This is a genomic window from Streptomyces sp. NPDC048441 (assembly GCF_043200235.1).
In the GTDB taxonomy this organism is placed as follows: domain Bacteria; phylum Actinomycetota; class Actinomycetes; order Streptomycetales; family Streptomycetaceae; genus Streptomyces.
On the sequence record NZ_JBICXM010000012.1, the window covers coordinates 133,662 to 149,151 of the forward strand.

The 15,490-nt window shown below is 70.0% G+C and carries 15 protein-coding genes and 1 pseudogene; 6 read left to right on the forward strand and 10 right to left on the reverse strand.

Going from position 1 to position 15,490, the window contains the following annotated elements; all coding sequences use genetic code 11:
- Positions 1-43 precede the first annotated feature (43 nt).
- The 4 genes from ACGFSB_RS27500 to ACGFSB_RS27515 form a co-directional block, all read right to left on the reverse strand.
- The gene (locus ACGFSB_RS27500) at positions 44-985 is read right to left on the reverse strand and encodes a hypothetical protein (RefSeq protein WP_393404556.1); all 942 of its coding nucleotides are present in this window, start codon (positions 983-985) and stop codon (positions 44-46) included.
- A gap of 13 nt (positions 986-998) precedes the next feature.
- Entirely contained in the window at positions 999-1,295 is a 297-nt protein-coding gene (locus ACGFSB_RS27505; protein ID WP_055544889.1) for a DUF4193 domain-containing protein, read from the reverse strand.
- 392 nt (positions 1,296-1,687) lie between these two features.
- The gene (locus ACGFSB_RS27510) at positions 1,688-2,920 is read right to left on the reverse strand and encodes a sensor histidine kinase (protein WP_393404560.1); all 1,233 of its coding nucleotides are present in this window, start codon (positions 2,918-2,920) and stop codon (positions 1,688-1,690) included.
- Positions 2,921-2,926: 6 nt separating this feature from the next.
- Positions 2,927-3,580 carry a response regulator transcription factor gene (locus ACGFSB_RS27515; RefSeq protein ID WP_135331070.1) on the reverse strand — a complete coding sequence of 218 codons (654 nt, stop codon included), beginning with the start codon at positions 3,578-3,580 and terminating at the stop codon, positions 2,927-2,929.
- Between the two features lie 323 nt (positions 3,581-3,903).
- Between ACGFSB_RS27515 and ACGFSB_RS27520 the strand changes: the two genes are divergently transcribed.
- Positions 3,904-4,077, forward strand: a complete 174-nt coding sequence (locus ACGFSB_RS27520) for a hypothetical protein (RefSeq protein ID WP_167357823.1) — start codon at positions 3,904-3,906, stop codon at positions 4,075-4,077.
- A 76-nt stretch (positions 4,078-4,153) separates the two neighbouring features.
- Here ACGFSB_RS27520 and ACGFSB_RS27525 read toward each other — a convergent pair whose 3' ends face one another.
- Both ACGFSB_RS27525 and ACGFSB_RS27530 read right to left on the reverse strand, forming a co-directional pair.
- A complete protein-coding gene (locus tag ACGFSB_RS27525; protein WP_393404565.1) occupies positions 4,154-4,951 on the reverse strand; it encodes an inositol monophosphatase family protein in 798 nt (265 codons plus the stop codon).
- Between the two features lie 10 nt (positions 4,952-4,961).
- Positions 4,962-6,089, reverse strand: a complete 1,128-nt coding sequence (locus ACGFSB_RS27530) for a ferrochelatase (protein WP_393404568.1) — start codon at positions 6,087-6,089, stop codon at positions 4,962-4,964.
- Positions 6,090-6,234: 145 nt separating this feature from the next.
- On the opposite strand from ACGFSB_RS27530, the gene ACGFSB_RS27535 reads away from it, so the two are divergent.
- Both ACGFSB_RS27535 and ACGFSB_RS27540 read left to right on the forward strand, forming a co-directional pair.
- Positions 6,235-7,488: an MFS transporter gene (locus ACGFSB_RS27535; RefSeq protein WP_393404571.1), complete on the forward strand. Its 1,254-nt coding sequence runs from the start codon at positions 6,235-6,237 to the stop codon at positions 7,486-7,488.
- Positions 7,433-8,767, forward strand: a complete 1,335-nt coding sequence (locus tag ACGFSB_RS27540; protein ID WP_393404574.1) for a D-arabinono-1,4-lactone oxidase — start codon at positions 7,433-7,435, stop codon at positions 8,765-8,767. The genes ACGFSB_RS27535 and ACGFSB_RS27540 overlap by 56 nt, the downstream gene beginning before the upstream one ends.
- 24 nt (positions 8,768-8,791) lie before the next feature.
- Here ACGFSB_RS27540 and ACGFSB_RS27545 read toward each other — a convergent pair whose 3' ends face one another.
- The gene (locus ACGFSB_RS27545; protein WP_393404577.1) at positions 8,792-10,000 is read right to left on the reverse strand and encodes a hypothetical protein; all 1,209 of its coding nucleotides are present in this window, start codon (positions 9,998-10,000) and stop codon (positions 8,792-8,794) included.
- Between the two features lie 461 nt (positions 10,001-10,461).
- Between ACGFSB_RS27545 and sepH the strand changes: the two genes are divergently transcribed.
- Positions 10,462-11,562, forward strand: a complete 1,101-nt coding sequence (sepH, locus tag ACGFSB_RS27550; RefSeq protein WP_393404580.1) for a septation protein SepH — start codon at positions 10,462-10,464, stop codon at positions 11,560-11,562.
- Between the two features lie 82 nt (positions 11,563-11,644).
- Here sepH and ACGFSB_RS27555 read toward each other — a convergent pair whose 3' ends face one another.
- The gene (locus ACGFSB_RS27555; RefSeq protein WP_393404583.1) at positions 11,645-12,499 is read right to left on the reverse strand and encodes a sulfurtransferase; all 855 of its coding nucleotides are present in this window, start codon (positions 12,497-12,499) and stop codon (positions 11,645-11,647) included.
- A 327-nt stretch (positions 12,500-12,826) separates the two neighbouring features.
- Between ACGFSB_RS27555 and ACGFSB_RS27560 the strand changes: the two genes are divergently transcribed.
- Positions 12,827-13,639: a VOC family protein gene (locus ACGFSB_RS27560; protein WP_393404585.1), complete on the forward strand. Its 813-nt coding sequence runs from the start codon at positions 12,827-12,829 to the stop codon at positions 13,637-13,639.
- Here ACGFSB_RS27560 and ACGFSB_RS27565 read toward each other — a convergent pair.
- Together ACGFSB_RS27565 and ACGFSB_RS27570 are read right to left on the reverse strand one after the other, a co-directional pair.
- A pseudogene (locus ACGFSB_RS27565) lies at positions 13,625-14,029 on the reverse strand (thymidine kinase); the annotation flags it as partial. The gene ACGFSB_RS27560 and the pseudogene ACGFSB_RS27565 sit on opposite strands and share 15 nt — an antisense overlap.
- A gap of 102 nt (positions 14,030-14,131) precedes the next feature.
- On the reverse strand, positions 14,132-14,608 hold the full coding sequence (locus ACGFSB_RS27570) for a hypothetical protein (protein ID WP_393404587.1): 477 nt from the start codon (positions 14,606-14,608) through the stop codon (positions 14,132-14,134).
- 546 nt (positions 14,609-15,154) lie between these two features.
- Here ACGFSB_RS27570 and ACGFSB_RS27575 point away from each other — a divergent pair.
- On the forward strand, positions 15,155-15,454 hold the full coding sequence (locus ACGFSB_RS27575; protein ID WP_393404590.1) for a hypothetical protein: 300 nt from the start codon (positions 15,155-15,157) through the stop codon (positions 15,452-15,454).
- The last annotated feature ends 36 nt before the right edge of the window (positions 15,455-15,490 follow it).

The following is a 15,490-nucleotide window of genomic DNA, read 5'->3' on the forward strand; positions in this document are numbered from 1 at the left end:
GGCCCTGCTGCGGGGATCTGCGGGATCTGCCAGGACTGCCTCGTCAGCGGTCCAGCCCCTTCGGCGCCTCACCAGGACGCAGGGGGTCCAAAGGCTTCAGGGGCTGCTCAAGGGGTGGCAACTCCGGCAGGGCATCCCAGGGCACCTGCGCCCTCCGCAGGTCCGTACGGACCCGCTCAGCGAGCTTCTTGGTGTCTCGGCGGTTCATCACCGCCCCGACCGCGGCGCCGACCATGAAAGGCATCAGGTTCGGGAGGTTCCGCACCATGCGCTTCATGATCTGCTGGCGCAGCTCGCGTTTCATCTGGCTGCCGAGCGCCGCGTTGATCGACGCGGGCTTCACCACGTCGATGCCGCGCTCCTCGGTCCACCCGGTGAGGTAGGCGGTGCTGCGCTCCTTCAGATTGCCCGGCGGGCGCCTGCCGTAGACCTCGTGGAGCTCGGCGATCAGCTTCAGCTCGATGGCCGCGACGCCGGTGATCTCGGCGGCCAGCTCCGCGGGCATGGCGGGCGGCACGGGCAGCATCGCGGCGGCGCCGACTCCGGCCCCGACCGTCGAGGTCGCGTTGGCCGCGCCGGCGATGAGTTTGTCCGCGAGCTGCTCGGGGCCGAGGCCCGGGAACTGCTTGCGGAGGGTGCCCAGGTCGCGGATCGGGATCCGCGGGGCGTTTTCGATGATCCGGTCGGCGAGATAGCCGATCCCGGCTTTGGCGCCGCGCCCGCTCTTGAGGACGCCCGCCTTGACCCCGTCCGTGACGGCGGCAACGCGGCCCTTGGACCCACCGGTCCTGGACGCCTTGTCGGCCGCCGTCTCGTCGTGTGCCAGCTCTGGTGCCATCTCTGAGACATTCGCTGGTCCGAGCGAGGCTGTTCCTGTGGGGGAAGAGCCCCGCTCGTCGTCACGCACGCCGTCGGGAATGGCGCTTTCTTGGTCCGCTCCACGCTTGCGGAAGCGGCGCTTCCTCGGCGGGGTCGAGCCTGTCACGGCCGACCCTGCCCTAGTCGCAGTCGCGGCAGATCGGCTGGCCGTTCTTCTCCCTGGCCAGCTGGCTGCGGTGGTGCACCAGGAAGCAGCTCATGCAGGTGAATTCGTCCTGCTGCTTCGGGAGCACCCGAACGGCGAGCTCCTCGTTCGACAGGTCCGCGCCGGGCAGTTCGAGGCCCTCTGCGGCCTCGAACTCGTCGACGTCGACCGCCGAAGTCGACTTGTCGTTCCGCCGCGCCTTCAGTTCCTCGATGCTGTCCTCGTTGACGTCATCGTCGGTCTTGCGTGGGGTGTCGTAGTCCGTTGCCATGTCGCTCTCCCCCTCTGGGTGTCTGCGGTGTCTCAGCGCAGGTAACGCGTGAGAGGCCGGACTTGTGCCCGACCTGAGGCGGAGATTTTGCCTCACATCAAGGTCTGTTACTCAATCGACACCCAACCGCACCCCTGGCGAGGTGATCGGTTTGGATGGCGATCGGGACCGTACACGGTCCGAATGTCGCGCTTCACAGGCGCCACCCCGTGTACTTCCCGTGATCAAGACCCCTGAAAACCCGGATTTTCCCGGCTTTCCAACGACTTTCACGATCACGGAGAGTAGATGGCCGAAAATTCGCCCCTGTGATCGATCACACACGGGACCTTCGGGATCGGTCCCGAAAATTCCGCGTAAAGCGAACATGGCGGCGCGTCCGCGGCAGCATCTCAGAGAGGAAGGGTGACTCGCATCACGAGCCCTCCCCCCTCGCGCGGCTCCGCGATGATACGGCCCCCGTGGGCCCGCGCCACCGACCGGGCGATCGACAGGCCGAGTCCCACGCCCTTGTCGCTGCCCGTGCGCTCGGTCCGCAGCCGCCGGAACGGCTCGAAGAGGTTGTCGATCTCGTACGCGGGCACCACGGGGCCCGTGTTCGACACCACGAGGACCGCCTGGCCGTGCTGGGCCTCCGTGGTGACCTCGATCCACCCGTCATCCGGTGCGTTGTACCGGACGGCGTTCTGGACGAGGTTCAGGGCGATCCGCTCCAGGAGTACGCCGTTGCCCTGGACGACGGCCGGGCCCTGCGCCCCGCGGATCTCCACACCCTTCGCCTCGGCCTCGCCGCGCACCTGGTCGATGGCCCGGGAGGCGACCTCGGCGAGGTCGACCGGCTTGCGCTCCACGATCTGGTTGTCGCTGCGGGCGAGCAGCAGGAGGCCCTCCACGAGCTGCTCACTGCGCTCGTTGGTGGCCAGGAGCGTCTTGCCGAGCTGATGGAGCTCGGGTGGCGCCCCCGGGTCGGAGAGGTGCACCTCGAGCAGCGTGCGGTTGATCGCCAACGGGGTGCGCAGTTCGTGCGAGGCGTTCCCGACGAACCGCTGCTGGGCGGTGAAGGCCCGCTCCAGGCGGTCGAGCATCTCGTCGAAGGTGTCCGAGAGCTCCTTCAACTCGTCGTCGGGGCCGTCCAGTTCGATGCGCCGGGACAGGTCCGTGCCGGCCACCCTGCGCGCGGTGCGCGTGATGCGGCCGAGCGGCGAGAGGACGCGGCCCGCCATCGCGTACCCGAAGGCGAAGGCGATGACCGCGAGCCCCAGCAGGGCGAGCAGCGAACGGCTCAGGAGGTTGTCCAGGGCGTGCTGGCGCTGTTCGTTGACGCAGGCGTTCATGGCGCTGTTGAGCTCGCCGGCTGACGGGCTCGACGGGAAGTTGCAGCTGTCGCTGGCCACCTGGCCGGAGACGATCTTGAACGGCAGATCACTGCCCACGTTCAGGGCCTGCGCGGCGAGCAGATAGATGATCGAGAGCAGCAGAATGCCCGCGATCAGGAACATGCCGCCGTAGAGCAGCGTGAGCCGTATGCGAATGGTGGGGCGCAGCCACGGGAAGGGCGGTTCGGCCTTCCTGGGGTCCCAGGTGGGTTTCGGAGGCGCTGCTGGTGGCGCCGGGGTCGCGGCCACCGGGGATCAGATCCGGTAGCCGGAGCCGGGCACCGTCACGATGACGGCGGGCTCGCCGAGCTTCCGCCGCAGGGTCATGACGGTCACCCGGACCACGTTCGTGAACGGATCGGTGTTCTCGTCCCAGGCCTTCTCCAGAAGCTGCTCGGCGGAGACGACCGCGCCCTCGCTGCGCAGCAGCACCTCGAGGACCGCGAACTCCTTCGGCGCCAGCTGGATCTCCTTGCCGTCGCGGAAGATCTCGCGGCGGTTGGGGTCGAGCTTGATGCCGGCGCGCTCCAGGACGGGCGGCAGCGGCACGCTCGTACGCCGTCCGAGGGCACGCACGCGTGCCGTGAGCTCGCTGAACGCGAAGGGCTTGGGGAGATAGTCGTCGGCGCCGATCTCCAGGCCCTCGACGCGGTCGCTGACGTCGCCCGACGCGGTGAGCATCAGGACGCGGGTCGGCATACCGAGCTCGACGATCTTGCGGCAGACGTCGTCGCCGTGCACGAGCGGGAGGTCCCGGTCGAGCACCACGACGTCGTAGTCATTGACCCCGATGCGTTCCAGGGCGGCCGCTCCGTCGTACACGACGTCGACGGCCATGGCCTCCCGGCGTAGTCCGGTGGCCACCGCATCGGCGAGCAGCTGCTCGTCCTCGACGACGAGTACGCGCACGGCGCTGTCCTTCCTCTGTGCCCCTGCGGGCAGGTCTGTTCGTGGGGTGTGGCCTCTATCCTGCCCCTTTCGGCCATAAACCGGCTGTAAGGCGGTGTCCTGACCGGGGAAGGCGGTGTCCCGGCCGGGGAATGCGGGATTTTCTCCGGCGGTTGAGGTTTCCGTAGAAGGGAGCCCGGGGAGGACGACCTCACACCCCGCGATCACGCTTTGTATGTGGCGCGCCACAACCCGCTTCGCAGAGCGGCTTGAGACGTGATCGCCCCTTCTTGAGGGCACACCCCCGTGCCATCGACCCACGACCCAGCCGAGGGGGCGCAACCATGGACGCTTTTACCGCAGGACTGCTGCAGCGCATAAAGGCCACGGAGTCCGACCTCACGAAGGCCCGTGAGACGGGCGACGACTTCCTTGCCGAGGTCGAGCAGGCGGAGCTGGAAGATCTCCACCGCCTGGCCGCCGAGCACGGTGTGGAGGTCGGCGCGCTGCACGCCTGAGCCATTCGCCAACGGAAGGGCCCCGGCATCTGTGGACGAGATGCCGGGGCCCTTCCGCGTGCGCTCCCGCGGGCGCTCAGTCGTGCCAGGCGCCGAGCTCCTCCAGGCGGCCTTGCAGGTCCTCGAAGAGGCCGGGCGGGGCCGCGATGGTCAGCTCGCCCGAAGGGACCTCTCCGGGGCGTCCTCCGGTCAGCGCGCCCGCCTCCCGTGCGACGAGCTCACCGGCCGCGAAGTCCCACGGGTTGAGGCCACGCTCGTAGTACGCGTCCAGACGGCCGAGCGCGACATCGCACAGGTCGATCGCCGCGGAGCCGCCGCGGCGGATGTCCCTGACCAGCGGGATCAGCTGCCGCGCCACCTCGGCCTGGTGGGCGCGGCGCTGGGCGACATACCCGAAGCCGGTGCCGACGAGGGCCTGCTCGAACGGGGGTGCGGGGCGGGTGTGCGCGGGCTTGTCGTTGACGAAGGCGCCCTCTCCGAGGACCGCGCGGTAGGTCTCGCCGCGCATCGGGGCGTGCACCACTCCGACGAGCGTCTCGCCGTCCTTGCGGGCGGCGATGGAGACGGACCAATCGGGGCGTCCGTAGAGGTAGTTGACGGTGCCGTCGATCGGGTCGATCACCCACTGGACGCCGCTGCTGCCCTCGGAGCTCGCACCCTCCTCGCCGAGCACGCCGTCGTCGGGCCTGCGCTCGGCGAAGAAGTCGGTGATCAGCTTCTCGGACGCGATGTCCATCTCGGTGACGACGTCGACCGCACTGGACTTCGTGGCGGCCACGCCCAGGTCGTCCGGGCGCCCGTCGCGCAGGAAGGCTCCGGCGCGGTGCGCGGCCTCCAGGGCTGCGCCGAGGAGTTCTGCCTTGAGGTCGGTCACGTCAACGTCCTTACGCGTACGGGCTGTCGGCGCCCGCGGCCGCGGGCTTGGGGGCGCGCGCCGGGCAGCAGCCCACCGGGCACAGGTCGTGGCTCGCGCCGAGCGCACCCAGGGCGCACGGCGCGACACTGTGCCCGCCCTCCGTGGCGGCACGCTCCAGGACAAGATCACGGACCGCCGCGGCGAACCGCGGGTCGGCGCCGACAGTGGCCGATCGGCGGACCGGGAGGCCAAGCTCCGCGGCCTTCGCGTCGGCCTCGGTGTCGAGGTCGTACAGAACCTCCATGTGGTCCGACACGAAGCCGATCGGGACCATCACCACCGCGGGCGCGCCCGCGGCCTGCCGCTCCTCCAGGTGGTCGCAGATGTCCGGCTCGAGCCACGGGATGTGCGGGGCGCCGCTGCGCGACTGATAGACGAGCTGCCAGGGGTGCTCGACGCCGGTCTCCTCGCGCACGGCGTCGGCGATGACCCGGGCCACGTCCAGATGCTCCGCGACGTACGCACCACCGTCCCCGTGGTCCTCGACGCGCCCCGAGGTGTCGGCGGCCGCGGTCGGGATGGAGTGCGTCGTGAAGGCGAGGTGCGCCCCTTCGCGTACGTCATCGGGGAGCTCGGCCAGGGACTTCAGGACGCCGTCGATCATGGGGCGGACGAAGCCGGGGTGGTTGAAGTAGTGCCGCAGCTTGTCCACGCGCGGCACCTCGATGCCCTCCGACGCAAGGACGGCGAGGGACTCCGCCAGATTCTCCCGGTACTGGCGGCAGCCCGAGTACGAGGCGTACGCACTGGTCGCGAGGACGAGCACCCGGCGGTGGCCGTCCTGGACGAGCTCGCGCAGGGTGTCGGTCAGGTAGGGCGCCCAGTTCCGGTTGCCCCAGTAGACCGGCAGGTCGAGGCTGTGCTCCGCGAAGTCCTTGCGCAGGGCGTCAAGGAGGGCGCGGTTCTGGTCGTTGATCGGGCTGACCCCACCGAACAGGAAGTAGTGCTGCCCCACCTCCTTGAGCCGCTCCTTGGGGATGCCGCGGCCCCGCGTCACGTTCTCCAGGAACGGGACGACGTCGTCCGGGCCTTCTGGGCCGCCGAACGAGAGCAGCAGCAGGGCGTCATAGGGAGTGGCATCGAGTGCGTCGGACATGTCTCCGATCCTGCCACCCGCCACTGACAGCCGGAAAATCACGGTGCGTTCGGCCCCGCCGGAGCCGTAAGCTGTGTCGACCATCTTTACGCCTTACCGGAGCCCCTCCTCACCGAGCCGCCCCGGCGCCTCAGCGGAGTCCCACGTGCCAAGCCCCTACCGCGCCATTTTCGCCGCCCCCGGCACCAAGGGGTTCTCCACGGCGGGCTTCCTCGGACGGATGCCGCTGTCGATGATGGGCATCGGCATCGTGACGATGGTGTCCCAGCTCACCGGGCGGTACGGCCTCGCGGGCGCGCTCTCCGCGACCGTCGCGCTCTCCGCCGCCTCGATCGGCCCGCAGATCTCCCGCCTGGTCGACCGGCACGGCCAGCGCCGGGTGCTGCGCCCCGCGACCCTGGTCTCGCTGGCCGCGGTCGCCGGTCTCCTGCTCTGCGCGAAGTTCGGGCTCCCGGACTGGACGCTCTTCCTGTTCGCCGCCCTCGTCGGCTGCGTCCCGAGCGTGGGCTCGATGATCAGGGCGCGCTGGGCCGTCCTCTACCGGGGCACTCCGCAGCTGCACACCGCGTACTCCTTCGAGTCCGTGGTGGACGAGATCTGCTTCATCTTCGGGCCGATCATCTCGATCGGGCTCTCCACGGTGTGGTTCCCCGAGGCCGGGCCGCTCATGGCCGGGGTGTTCCTCGCGGTGGGCGTCTTCTGGCTGACGTCCCAGCGGGGCACCGAGCCCGTGCCGCACGGCCGTGAACACCACACCAAGGGCTCGGCGTTGCGCTCGGGAGGGCTCCAGGTCCTGGTAGCGACCTTCGCGGCGACGGGCGCCATCTTCGGGTCCATCGACGTGGTGACCGTCGCGTACGCCGAGGACCAGGGGCACAAGGCCATGGCGAGCCTGGTGCTCGCTGTGTACGCCCTCGGCTCCTGCGTGGCGGGGGCCGCTTTCGGGCTCATGCACTTCAAAGGTGCCCCCGCCCCGAGGTGGCTGCTGGGTGTCTGTGCGATGGCCGTGAGTATGATCCCGCTTCAGTTGGTCGGGAACCTTCCGTTTCTGGCCGTGGCGTTGTTCATCGCGGGCCTCTCCATCGCGCCGACCATGATCACGACGATGGCCCTCGTCGAACAGCACGTACCACGCGCGAAGCTGACCGAGGGCATGACCTGGGTGAGCACCGGACTCGCGGTCGGCGTCGCGCTCGGCTCCTCCGCGGCCGGCTGGGTCATCGACGCGGCCGGATCGGACGCCGGGTACGCGGTCCCCGGAATTTCCGGAGCCGTCGCGGTGGCGGTCGGGCTCCTCGGCTATCGCCGGCTGAAGAAGCCGGTACCGCGACGGGGAGGGACCCATGAGCACGGCAACGGGCACGGGCAGCAGCGGGAAGAACACGACAGCGTGGCGTAACTGGGCGGGCAACGTCACCGCACGCCCGGTCAGGGAGGTCACTCCCGCGTCGGTCGATGAGCTCTCCGCCGCCGTGCGCCGGGCCAAGGACGACGGCCTCCGGGTGAAGCCGGTCGGCACCGGCCACTCCTTCACGGCGGCAGCGGCGACCGACGGCGTCCTGATACGCCCCGAGCTCCTCACCGGTATCCGCGGCATCGACCGCGAGGCGGGCACCGTCACCGTGGACGCGGGCACTCCGCTGAAGCGCCTGAACGCGGCACTCGCCCGCGAAGGCCTCTCGCTCACGAACATGGGCGACATCATGGAGCAGACTGTCTCCGGGGCGATCAGCACGGGAACGCACGGCACCGGCCGCGAATCGGCGTCGATCTCCGCGCAGATCAAGGCGCTTGAGCTCGTCACAGCGGACGGCACGGTCCTCACCTGCTCCGCGAAGGAGAATCCCGAAGTCTTCGCGGCGGCTCGGATCGGTCTTGGCGCGCTCGGCGTGATCAGCGCGATCACCTTCGCCGTGGAGCCCGTCTTCTTCCTCACCGCCCGCGAGGAACCGATGACCTTCGACAAGGTCACCAGCGAGTTCGACGCGCTCTACGCCGAGAACGAGCACTTCGAGTTCTACTGGTTCCCGCACACCGGCAACTGCACCACCAAGCGCAACAACCGCAGCTCGGGTCCGGCAGCTCCGCCCGGCAAAGTCAGCGCCTTCGTAGAGGACGAAATTCTCTCCAACGGCCTCTTCCAGGTGGTCAACTCGGTCGGCAGGGCCGTCCCCGCGACCATCCCCGGCATAGCCAAGATCTCCAGCAAGGCGCTCTCCGCCCGTACTTACACGGACATCCCCTACAAGGTCTTCACAAGCCCGCGCCGCGTGCGCTTCATGGAGATGGAGTACGCCGTTCCGCGCGCGGCCCTCGTCGAGACGCTGCGCGAGCTGAAGACGATGGTGGACCGCTCGAACCTGCGGATCAGCTTCCCCGTAGAGGTCCGTACGGCCCCCGCGGACGACATCACGCTCTCCACGGCCTCGGGCCGCGAAAGCGCGTACATCGCCATCCACATGTACCGGGGCACGCCCTACCAGGCGTACTTCACCGCCGCGGAGCGGATCTTCACCGCGCACGGGGGCCGCCCCCACTGGGGCAAGATCCACACTCGCGACGCCGACTACTTCGCGCAGGCCTATCCGCGCTTCGCCGAGTTCACGGCCCTGCGCGACCGCCTGGACCCGGACCGTCTGTTCGGCAACGACTACTTGCGGCGCGTCCTGGGCGACTGAGGCGCCGCCCTACGGGGTGGCGGTCTACGGAGTGGCCGTCTCTCCCCGCTGTACGTCGCTCCCGGCGCCGCCGCCGCTCGACGGGGTCGGCGTCGGGGTAGGGGTCGGGGTCGGAGTCGGATCCGTCTTCGCGTCGTCGTCCCCGGAGTCCGAGCCCGAGTCCGAGCCGGAGTCCGTGCCGGAGTCCGTGCCCTTGCCGGGGTCGTCCTTCGAACCGGAATCCGAGTCACCGCCGCTTCCCGGCGTCTGCGAGTTCGTGCCGTCGGGGTCCTGCGACGCGTCGCCACCCTGCTGCGAACCGTCGTCGTCCGTGCCGGTGGAAGCGCCGTCGGACGGCTGTCCGGAAGGGTCGGCAGACGGGGTGGACGGCTGCTTCGGAGAGGTGTTGTTGCCCGTGAAGCCGTTCCCGATCGTGGTGCCGTTGCCCCCGCTGAAGTCCTCGCCGGAGACGATCTCGTACGTCGTGATCCCGGCCATGGCCACACCGAAGACCACCGCGGCCGCGATCAGCGGCCGCTTCCAGCCCCGGATCCGCGTGCGGTGGGTGGTGCCGTCGGTGAACTCGTCGGAGGGAAGCGGCGGTTCGACCGGCACGGCGGGAGCCGTCTGCCGCAACACCCGCGTGGCATCGTCCCGCGGCACCAACTGCGTGGCGTCGACGGATCCGAGCAACTGGGTCTTGTCCGCGTCGGCATCGGCATCGGCATCGGCCACACGCAGGACGGTTGTGCGATCGGCGTCCCCGACGGCGGGCAGCACCGAGGTGGCCTCCTGGTCGGCCGTCCTTCCCCAAGTCGTCGTCACAGGCCCTGCCCCCGTGAGCGACGCCGCCCCCATGTAGGCCGCCGCTCTGGGAGCCTCCGCCGCCGCTCTGAACGTCTCCGCCACCGGAACCCCGGAGCCGTCGGTCACCGGAACCTGGTGCGCCCTCGGCTTGGCCTGCACGGCGACGTCACGTATCTGCTCGCCCGTACGGCGGAAGAAGTGCTGGAAGACGGTGCCGCCGCAGGTGGCGACCGCGCTCACCACACCGGCGCCCAGGATCGTGCCGTAGACACCGAAGCTCGCCGCGAGCTTCGCCGCCACGACCGCGGCCACGGCGCTCCCCGCCACCTGCGGCACACTCAGATCAAGGCGCCGCTTCTCCTTCGGCTCCGCTGGATCGGTCGACGCCTCGCGGTTCTTCGCCTCGCGGTTCTTCGACTCCTTGCCGGAATCCGGCTTTTCACGCATCTCCGACCCTTGCCTGCCTTTCTCGACTGACTACACGAGAAAGGGACGTATGGGTGCAGTGGTTAGTTCCGTTTCTGGAGATTCCGTGAAGTGTGCCACTCATGCACCACCCTGCCCGGGTATCCCAGGGCGCCAACTGCCGCCCCCTCGACAAGTTCGGCGGCGCGGCGGACCACCCGCGTGGCCCGAATGGAGTACTGTGGCGAGCCCTGGGTCCGGTCTCCCACCTGGGTGCCCGGGGTCTTCCAGAACCGCCGGGAGGGGGCTCGCTGCGCAGGGTGACCAAAGTGGTCACTGAGAGTTGCGAAAAGGTAACCGTGCCATAACGGCGGCTCGGGGCCCATCCCCGACACGCCGGGCAACTCGGCAAGGTTGTGGCAGGCTGCACCCGGGCAGGCCACACTCGACTAGCGGAAGCAGCGACGCACGTGACGTCGGCAGGCACCACCCGGGAGGTCCCCATGCCCGAACTGCGTGTCGTGGCCGTCAGCAACGACGGCACACGGCTGGTGCTGAAGGCTGCGGACAGCACGGAGTACACGCTTCCGATCGACGAGCGGCTGCGCGCTGCGGTGCGCGGTGACCGTCCGCGTCTCGGCCAGATCGAGATCGAGGTGGAGAGCCACCTCCGCCCCCGCGACATCCAGGCACGGATACGTGCCGGTGCCAGCGCGGAGGAAGTCGCCTCGCTCGCCGGAATCCCTGTCGATCGCGTCCGCCGCTTCGAAGGACCCGTGCTCGCCGAGCGCGCCTTCATGGCCGAGCGGGCCCGGAAGACTCCTGTGCGCCGCCCCGGTGAGAACACCGGACCGCAGCTCGGCGAGGCCGTCTCGGAGCGGCTGCTCCTGCGTGGCGCCGACAGAGAATCCGTCCAGTGGGACTCCTGGCGCCGCGACGACGGCACGTGGGAGGTCCTGCTCGTCTACCGCGTCGCGACCGAACCGCACTCCGCGAGCTGGACGTACGACCCGCCACGGCGGCTCGTGCAGGCCGTGGACGACGAGGCTCGCTCGCTGATCGGCGAGACGGACGACATCTCCGCGCCCGAGCCCAGCTTCCCGTTCGTGCCCCGCATCGCCCGGCTGCCCCGGGACAGGCCGTCGCTCGACCGGCCGCTCGACCGCGCCCTGGACCGGCAGTTGGAGCGCCCGAGCATCCCGCCGCCGCCCTCGGACCCGTCCGAGGAGGGCACGGCGACCGGTGCGACCGCCGCCGTCTCCGAGGCGGAGCGCGACTCGCTCACCAGCCTCCTGGAGGCGGTGCCGAGCTTCCGTGGCGACATGATCGTCCCGGAGCGCCCCGCGCCGTCGACCACGGAGCTGCCGCCCGCAGAAGAGGACGAGCAGGACCCGGAGGCCGAGGAGCACCCGGCGACCGCCGCGTCCGCAGGTTCGGCGTACGCGGACGTCCTGATGCCCCGTTCGGTGGCCAGCCACCGCGACCGCCTCACCGGCACCACTGACCGCCAGGCGGAGGCCGACGGCGTCCGCCCGGGGCGGCGTGCGGCGGTGCCGAGCTGGGACGAGATCGTCTTCGGGACGCGGCGCAAGAAGCAGGAGTAGTACGGCGTACCTGACGCCTACGTAGGAGGGGCCCGCACCTTGTATCGGTGCGGGCCCCTCCTACGTAGGCACGCCGGACCGGCTACTGCGGATCCGGGCCCTTGGCCACCGGACGCGACTCGTCCGACGACCACTCCGACCACGAGCCGACGTACAGCGAGGCGTCGATCCCCGCCACCGCGAGCGCGAGCACCTCATGCGCACCGGACACTCCGGAGCCGCAGTAGACGCCGACCTCGGAAGTGCCGGACGCGCCCAGGGAGTTGAAGCGGGCCGCGAGGTCGGCGGCCGGCTTGAAGGTGCCGTCCTGCGTGACGTTCTCCGTGGTCGGCGCGGAGACCGCACCCGGGATGTGGCCTCCCACCCGGTCGATCGGCTCGACGTCCCCGCGGTAGCGCTCGGCGGCGCGGGCGTCCAGGAGAAGGCCGGAGCGGGCCAGCGCGGCCGCCGCGTCGGCGTCCAGGAGGTCCGTGGTGTTCGTGACGGGGGCGAACGATCCCTCGGTGGCCGGGCGCCGGTCCCCCGCCTCCAGCGGTCCTGTCCACGCGGCGAGCCCGCCGTCGAGCACACGCACCGAGGGATGCCCCGTCCAGCGCAGCAGCCACCAGGCACGTGCGGCGGCCCAGCCCTGGCCACCGTCGTACACGACGACGTCCCGGTCCGCCGAGACCCCGGCGGCCCGCATCACCGCCCCGAAGTGCTCCAGGTCCGGCAGGGGATGCCGCCCAGCCGAACCCGCGGGGCCCGCGAGATCGGCGTCCAGGTCGACGAAGACGGCGCCCGGGATGTGCCCGGCCTCGTACTCGGCACGCCCGTCGAAGGCGGGGGCGCCCGCCGCCTTGGCCGTGCTCAACTGCCAGCGGATGTCGAGGAGTACCGGCGGGTTCTCGCCCGCCGAGTCGCTCGCGAGTTCGGATGCGGAGATGATGGCGTTCATGGGCCCCATCCTTGCGCACGGGGTGGCCGCATCGGCCGGGTCCGGCTACTGTGCTCCGCCGTACGACGCCGAACACTCGGCGTACGTGACCGGGCACGCCGTGTACTGCCGAACGACACCACTCAGCAAGCGCGCGTCAACGGATGAGGAACGGCAAACCGGGCATCCTCCGGGCGGAGCCGGAGCCGGGACATGCGGCGCGGCCGGGGCGCGCGACGCCACAGGTGGTGCGAGCATCTGCACGGGCGGGCACACGCGCGGCATGGGCACGCGCGTTCGAAAGCGGAAGCCGAGCGGCCACCACGACGGGCCGAGGAGAGAGTGACGATGACGGAGGCATGGGGGTCGACGGGTCAGCGTGACGGCACGGGGGCCGTCCGCCGCACGCCCGGCACACCCACCTGGGTGAGCCTGATGGCGCATGGCCTGGCCACGACCCAGGAGTTCTACGGAGCGTTGTTCGGCTGGGAGTTCCGGCCTGGCCCGGAGCAACTCGGGCCCTACGTGAGGGCGCTGCTCGACGGCCACGAGGTCGCCGGAATCGGTCAACTGCCGCCCGATCACCATCTGCCGATCGCCTGGACGCCCTATCTGGCGTCGGACGACGTGGACGCCACCGCGGAGTCGGTGCGCCACCTCTGCGGCACGATCGGCGTCGGCCCGCTGGACGCGGGCCCTGCCGGGCGGATGGCCATCGCGGTGGACCCCGCGGGCGCGGTGTTCGGGATCTGGCAGGCGGCGGAACATCCGGGCGCCGCGCTCGCCGGAGAGCCCGGCACGCCTGCCTGGAACGAACTGGTGACTCCGGAGACGGCCGGCGTAGTCAAGTTCTACGAAGCCGTCTTCGGATACACCGAGGAGACGGCTCCCTCGGCCGACGTCGACTCCGACTATGTGACGCTGCAGGTCGAAGGGCGGCCGGTGGCCGCGGTGCACGGCATGGGCCACGACATGCCGCAGGACCGGGGCTCGCACTGGATGACGTACTTCGAAGTCGCCGACGTGGACGAGTCGGTTCAGCGGGTCACCGAACTCGGCGGCCGTGTCGTCGAGCCCGCAAGGGCGGGCGCCCACGGCCGGGTGGCGACGGTCGCCGACCCGGAGGGCGCGGTCTTCACGCTCGTACGGTCGGAGGGCTGACGGTCGGCTCAGGCGCGGGCGCCCGCGTCGACCGGCAATACGTCGGGCGACAGTGCGCCCGCGCGCGAGGTCGCCGATGACGACCTGGGCGCCTTCGACGACCATCGCACCGCCTCGGTCGACGAGTTCGACCAGGCGCTGCGAGCCGGGGAAGAGCTTGGAGCGGAAATCCGCGGTGCTGCCGAAGGCGAAGACGTCGAGGCTCAGACCGTCGACGACGCGGGCGAGCTGGTCGATCTGCTCGGGGGCGAGGAACTGCGCCTCGTCCGCGATCACGTAGTCCGCGCGACCGCCCCGCGAGAGGCGGTCGACGAGAGGGGCGTAGAAGTCGAAGTCGTCCGCGGCCTCGATCGCTCGTTCCACCGGGCCCGCCAGCGGCGATACTCGGCCTGCCAGGCCAGCCATTTCAAGCTGATACATGCTCCGTGTACGGGCGACCCCAACCCTGGCGGGCAGGGGACCACCCGCACGCCTCATGCGGCCTGGGCCCGGTCAGGACACGCCGGCCGCCCACTTGCTGCAGGTCTTCTTGCCGCTCACGCTGCCGCACACCCGGACGTGGACGGTCAGCCCTTCGTCTATGTTGCGGCTGCCGTCGGGGGTGCCCAGGTAATGCCTGCCCTCGCCGGCGATGCGGTCCTTGTCGATGAGGCCGCCGCGCAGGTTGAACACCTCGACCTCCGCGCGGGTCTTACTCATGCCCTTGCCATCCCGAAGGCGCAGCACCTCGTTGCTGGCGTGGAAATTGACGAACGACATGTCCGACACAAGCTCGCAGTGGTTGCTCTTCGAGATCCACCATGCGAAGGCGTCCTTGCCGCCCTTGTCGTACGGATCGGGCCTCACGTAACTGTCGGCGCAGGCCGCTTGAGCCTGTGCGCTGGGCGCCCCCAGCGCGATCGGCGCCAGCGCCAGACAGGTCGTGAGGCCGGCTTGTGCGGCGATCCTGACGACACGAGATCCGTTCATGACGACTACCTCCCGGTTGCTACGGCCGATACGGCGATGCCCGACGCGGCGGGCACGTGACATGCCCACATTCACCCCCCGCGGCGCTCCTCCGTAAGGTGATTCGGCCCCGCCCGAAAGGGCGCCGAGGCCCTGTCCGCGACCGAGAGCTCATGGCTCAACGGCAATCCGCGGCCAGAAGGGCGCCCGCCGGGCCCAGAAGCATGTTTGGCGCGTCCGATCCAGCGCGGATTCCGGTCTCCGTGCGGCTCACCGTGAAAACGGGTCCTCGACCACGGTCCGCCGCCAGCGGGAACCGACCAATCTCGTACCTCGGACCACGAACACCGTCCGTCCCGGACACCCTTCGGAAACAGCGCTGACCAGCACGGACACTGTCCGGTCAGTCCGGGACAGCAAAGTCGTATTGCCCCGCAGATTTCCCGCACCGACTCTGCATTTCGTGCCCTCCTGCGGTTTCCAGGAGCCCATCAGGAAACCGCGCTGCACACGATACGAAGGCGGACCACCCGCCTGGCGTGTGCGAGCCGAAAGAGAAGGAGCAATATGCGTATACGCAACAAACTGGCTGCTGCCGGGTTGGGCGCGGCCATAGCCTTCGGCGCCCTGATCGTCCCGGCGCAGGCAGCACCGTCCGCGCATGACATCGCGCCTCGTGCAGCCGTGCAAGTGAGCACCAATGGCGACGTGGCTGCCGCCGCAAAGTGGCGGTACACCGGCAGTAGGTACTGGTACGCGATTCAGTGCCACAGCGATGCGGTCAACCTGACCTACACCACTGGATGGCCGACTCAGTGCCGCGGCCCGCACACCGATGGCTACTACTATCTCTGGGCCTATCACTAGGAACCCCAAGGACCCGTCCGTGAACTCCTGTTCACG

Bases quoted from the DNA above. Each gene is read 5' to 3' on its own strand.
- ACGFSB_RS27505 (WP_055544889.1), bottom strand. From the start codon at position 1,295: ATGGCAACGGACTACGACACCCCACGCAAGACCGACGATGACGTCAAC.
- ACGFSB_RS27570 (WP_393404587.1), bottom strand. From the start codon at position 14,608: ATGAACGGATCTCGTGTCGTCAGGATCGCCGCACAAGCCGGCCTCACG.
- ACGFSB_RS27555 (WP_393404583.1), bottom strand. From the start codon at position 12,499: ATGAACGCCATCATCTCCGCATCCGAACTCGCGAGCGACTCGGCGGGC.
- ACGFSB_RS27540 (WP_393404574.1), top strand. From the start codon at position 7,433: ATGAGCACGGCAACGGGCACGGGCAGCAGCGGGAAGAACACGACAGCG.
- ACGFSB_RS27560 (WP_393404585.1), top strand. From the start codon at position 12,827: ATGACGGAGGCATGGGGGTCGACGGGTCAGCGTGACGGCACGGGGGCC.
- ACGFSB_RS27520 (WP_167357823.1), top strand. From the start codon at position 3,904: ATGGACGCTTTTACCGCAGGACTGCTGCAGCGCATAAAGGCCACGGAG.
- ACGFSB_RS27530 (WP_393404568.1), bottom strand. From the start codon at position 6,089: ATGTCCGACGCACTCGATGCCACTCCCTATGACGCCCTGCTGCTGCTC.
- sepH (WP_393404580.1), top strand. From the start codon at position 10,462: ATGCCCGAACTGCGTGTCGTGGCCGTCAGCAACGACGGCACACGGCTG.
- ACGFSB_RS27575 (WP_393404590.1), top strand. From the start codon at position 15,155: ATGCGTATACGCAACAAACTGGCTGCTGCCGGGTTGGGCGCGGCCATA.
- ACGFSB_RS27545 (WP_393404577.1), bottom strand. From the start codon at position 10,000: ATGCGTGAAAAGCCGGATTCCGGCAAGGAGTCGAAGAACCGCGAGGCG.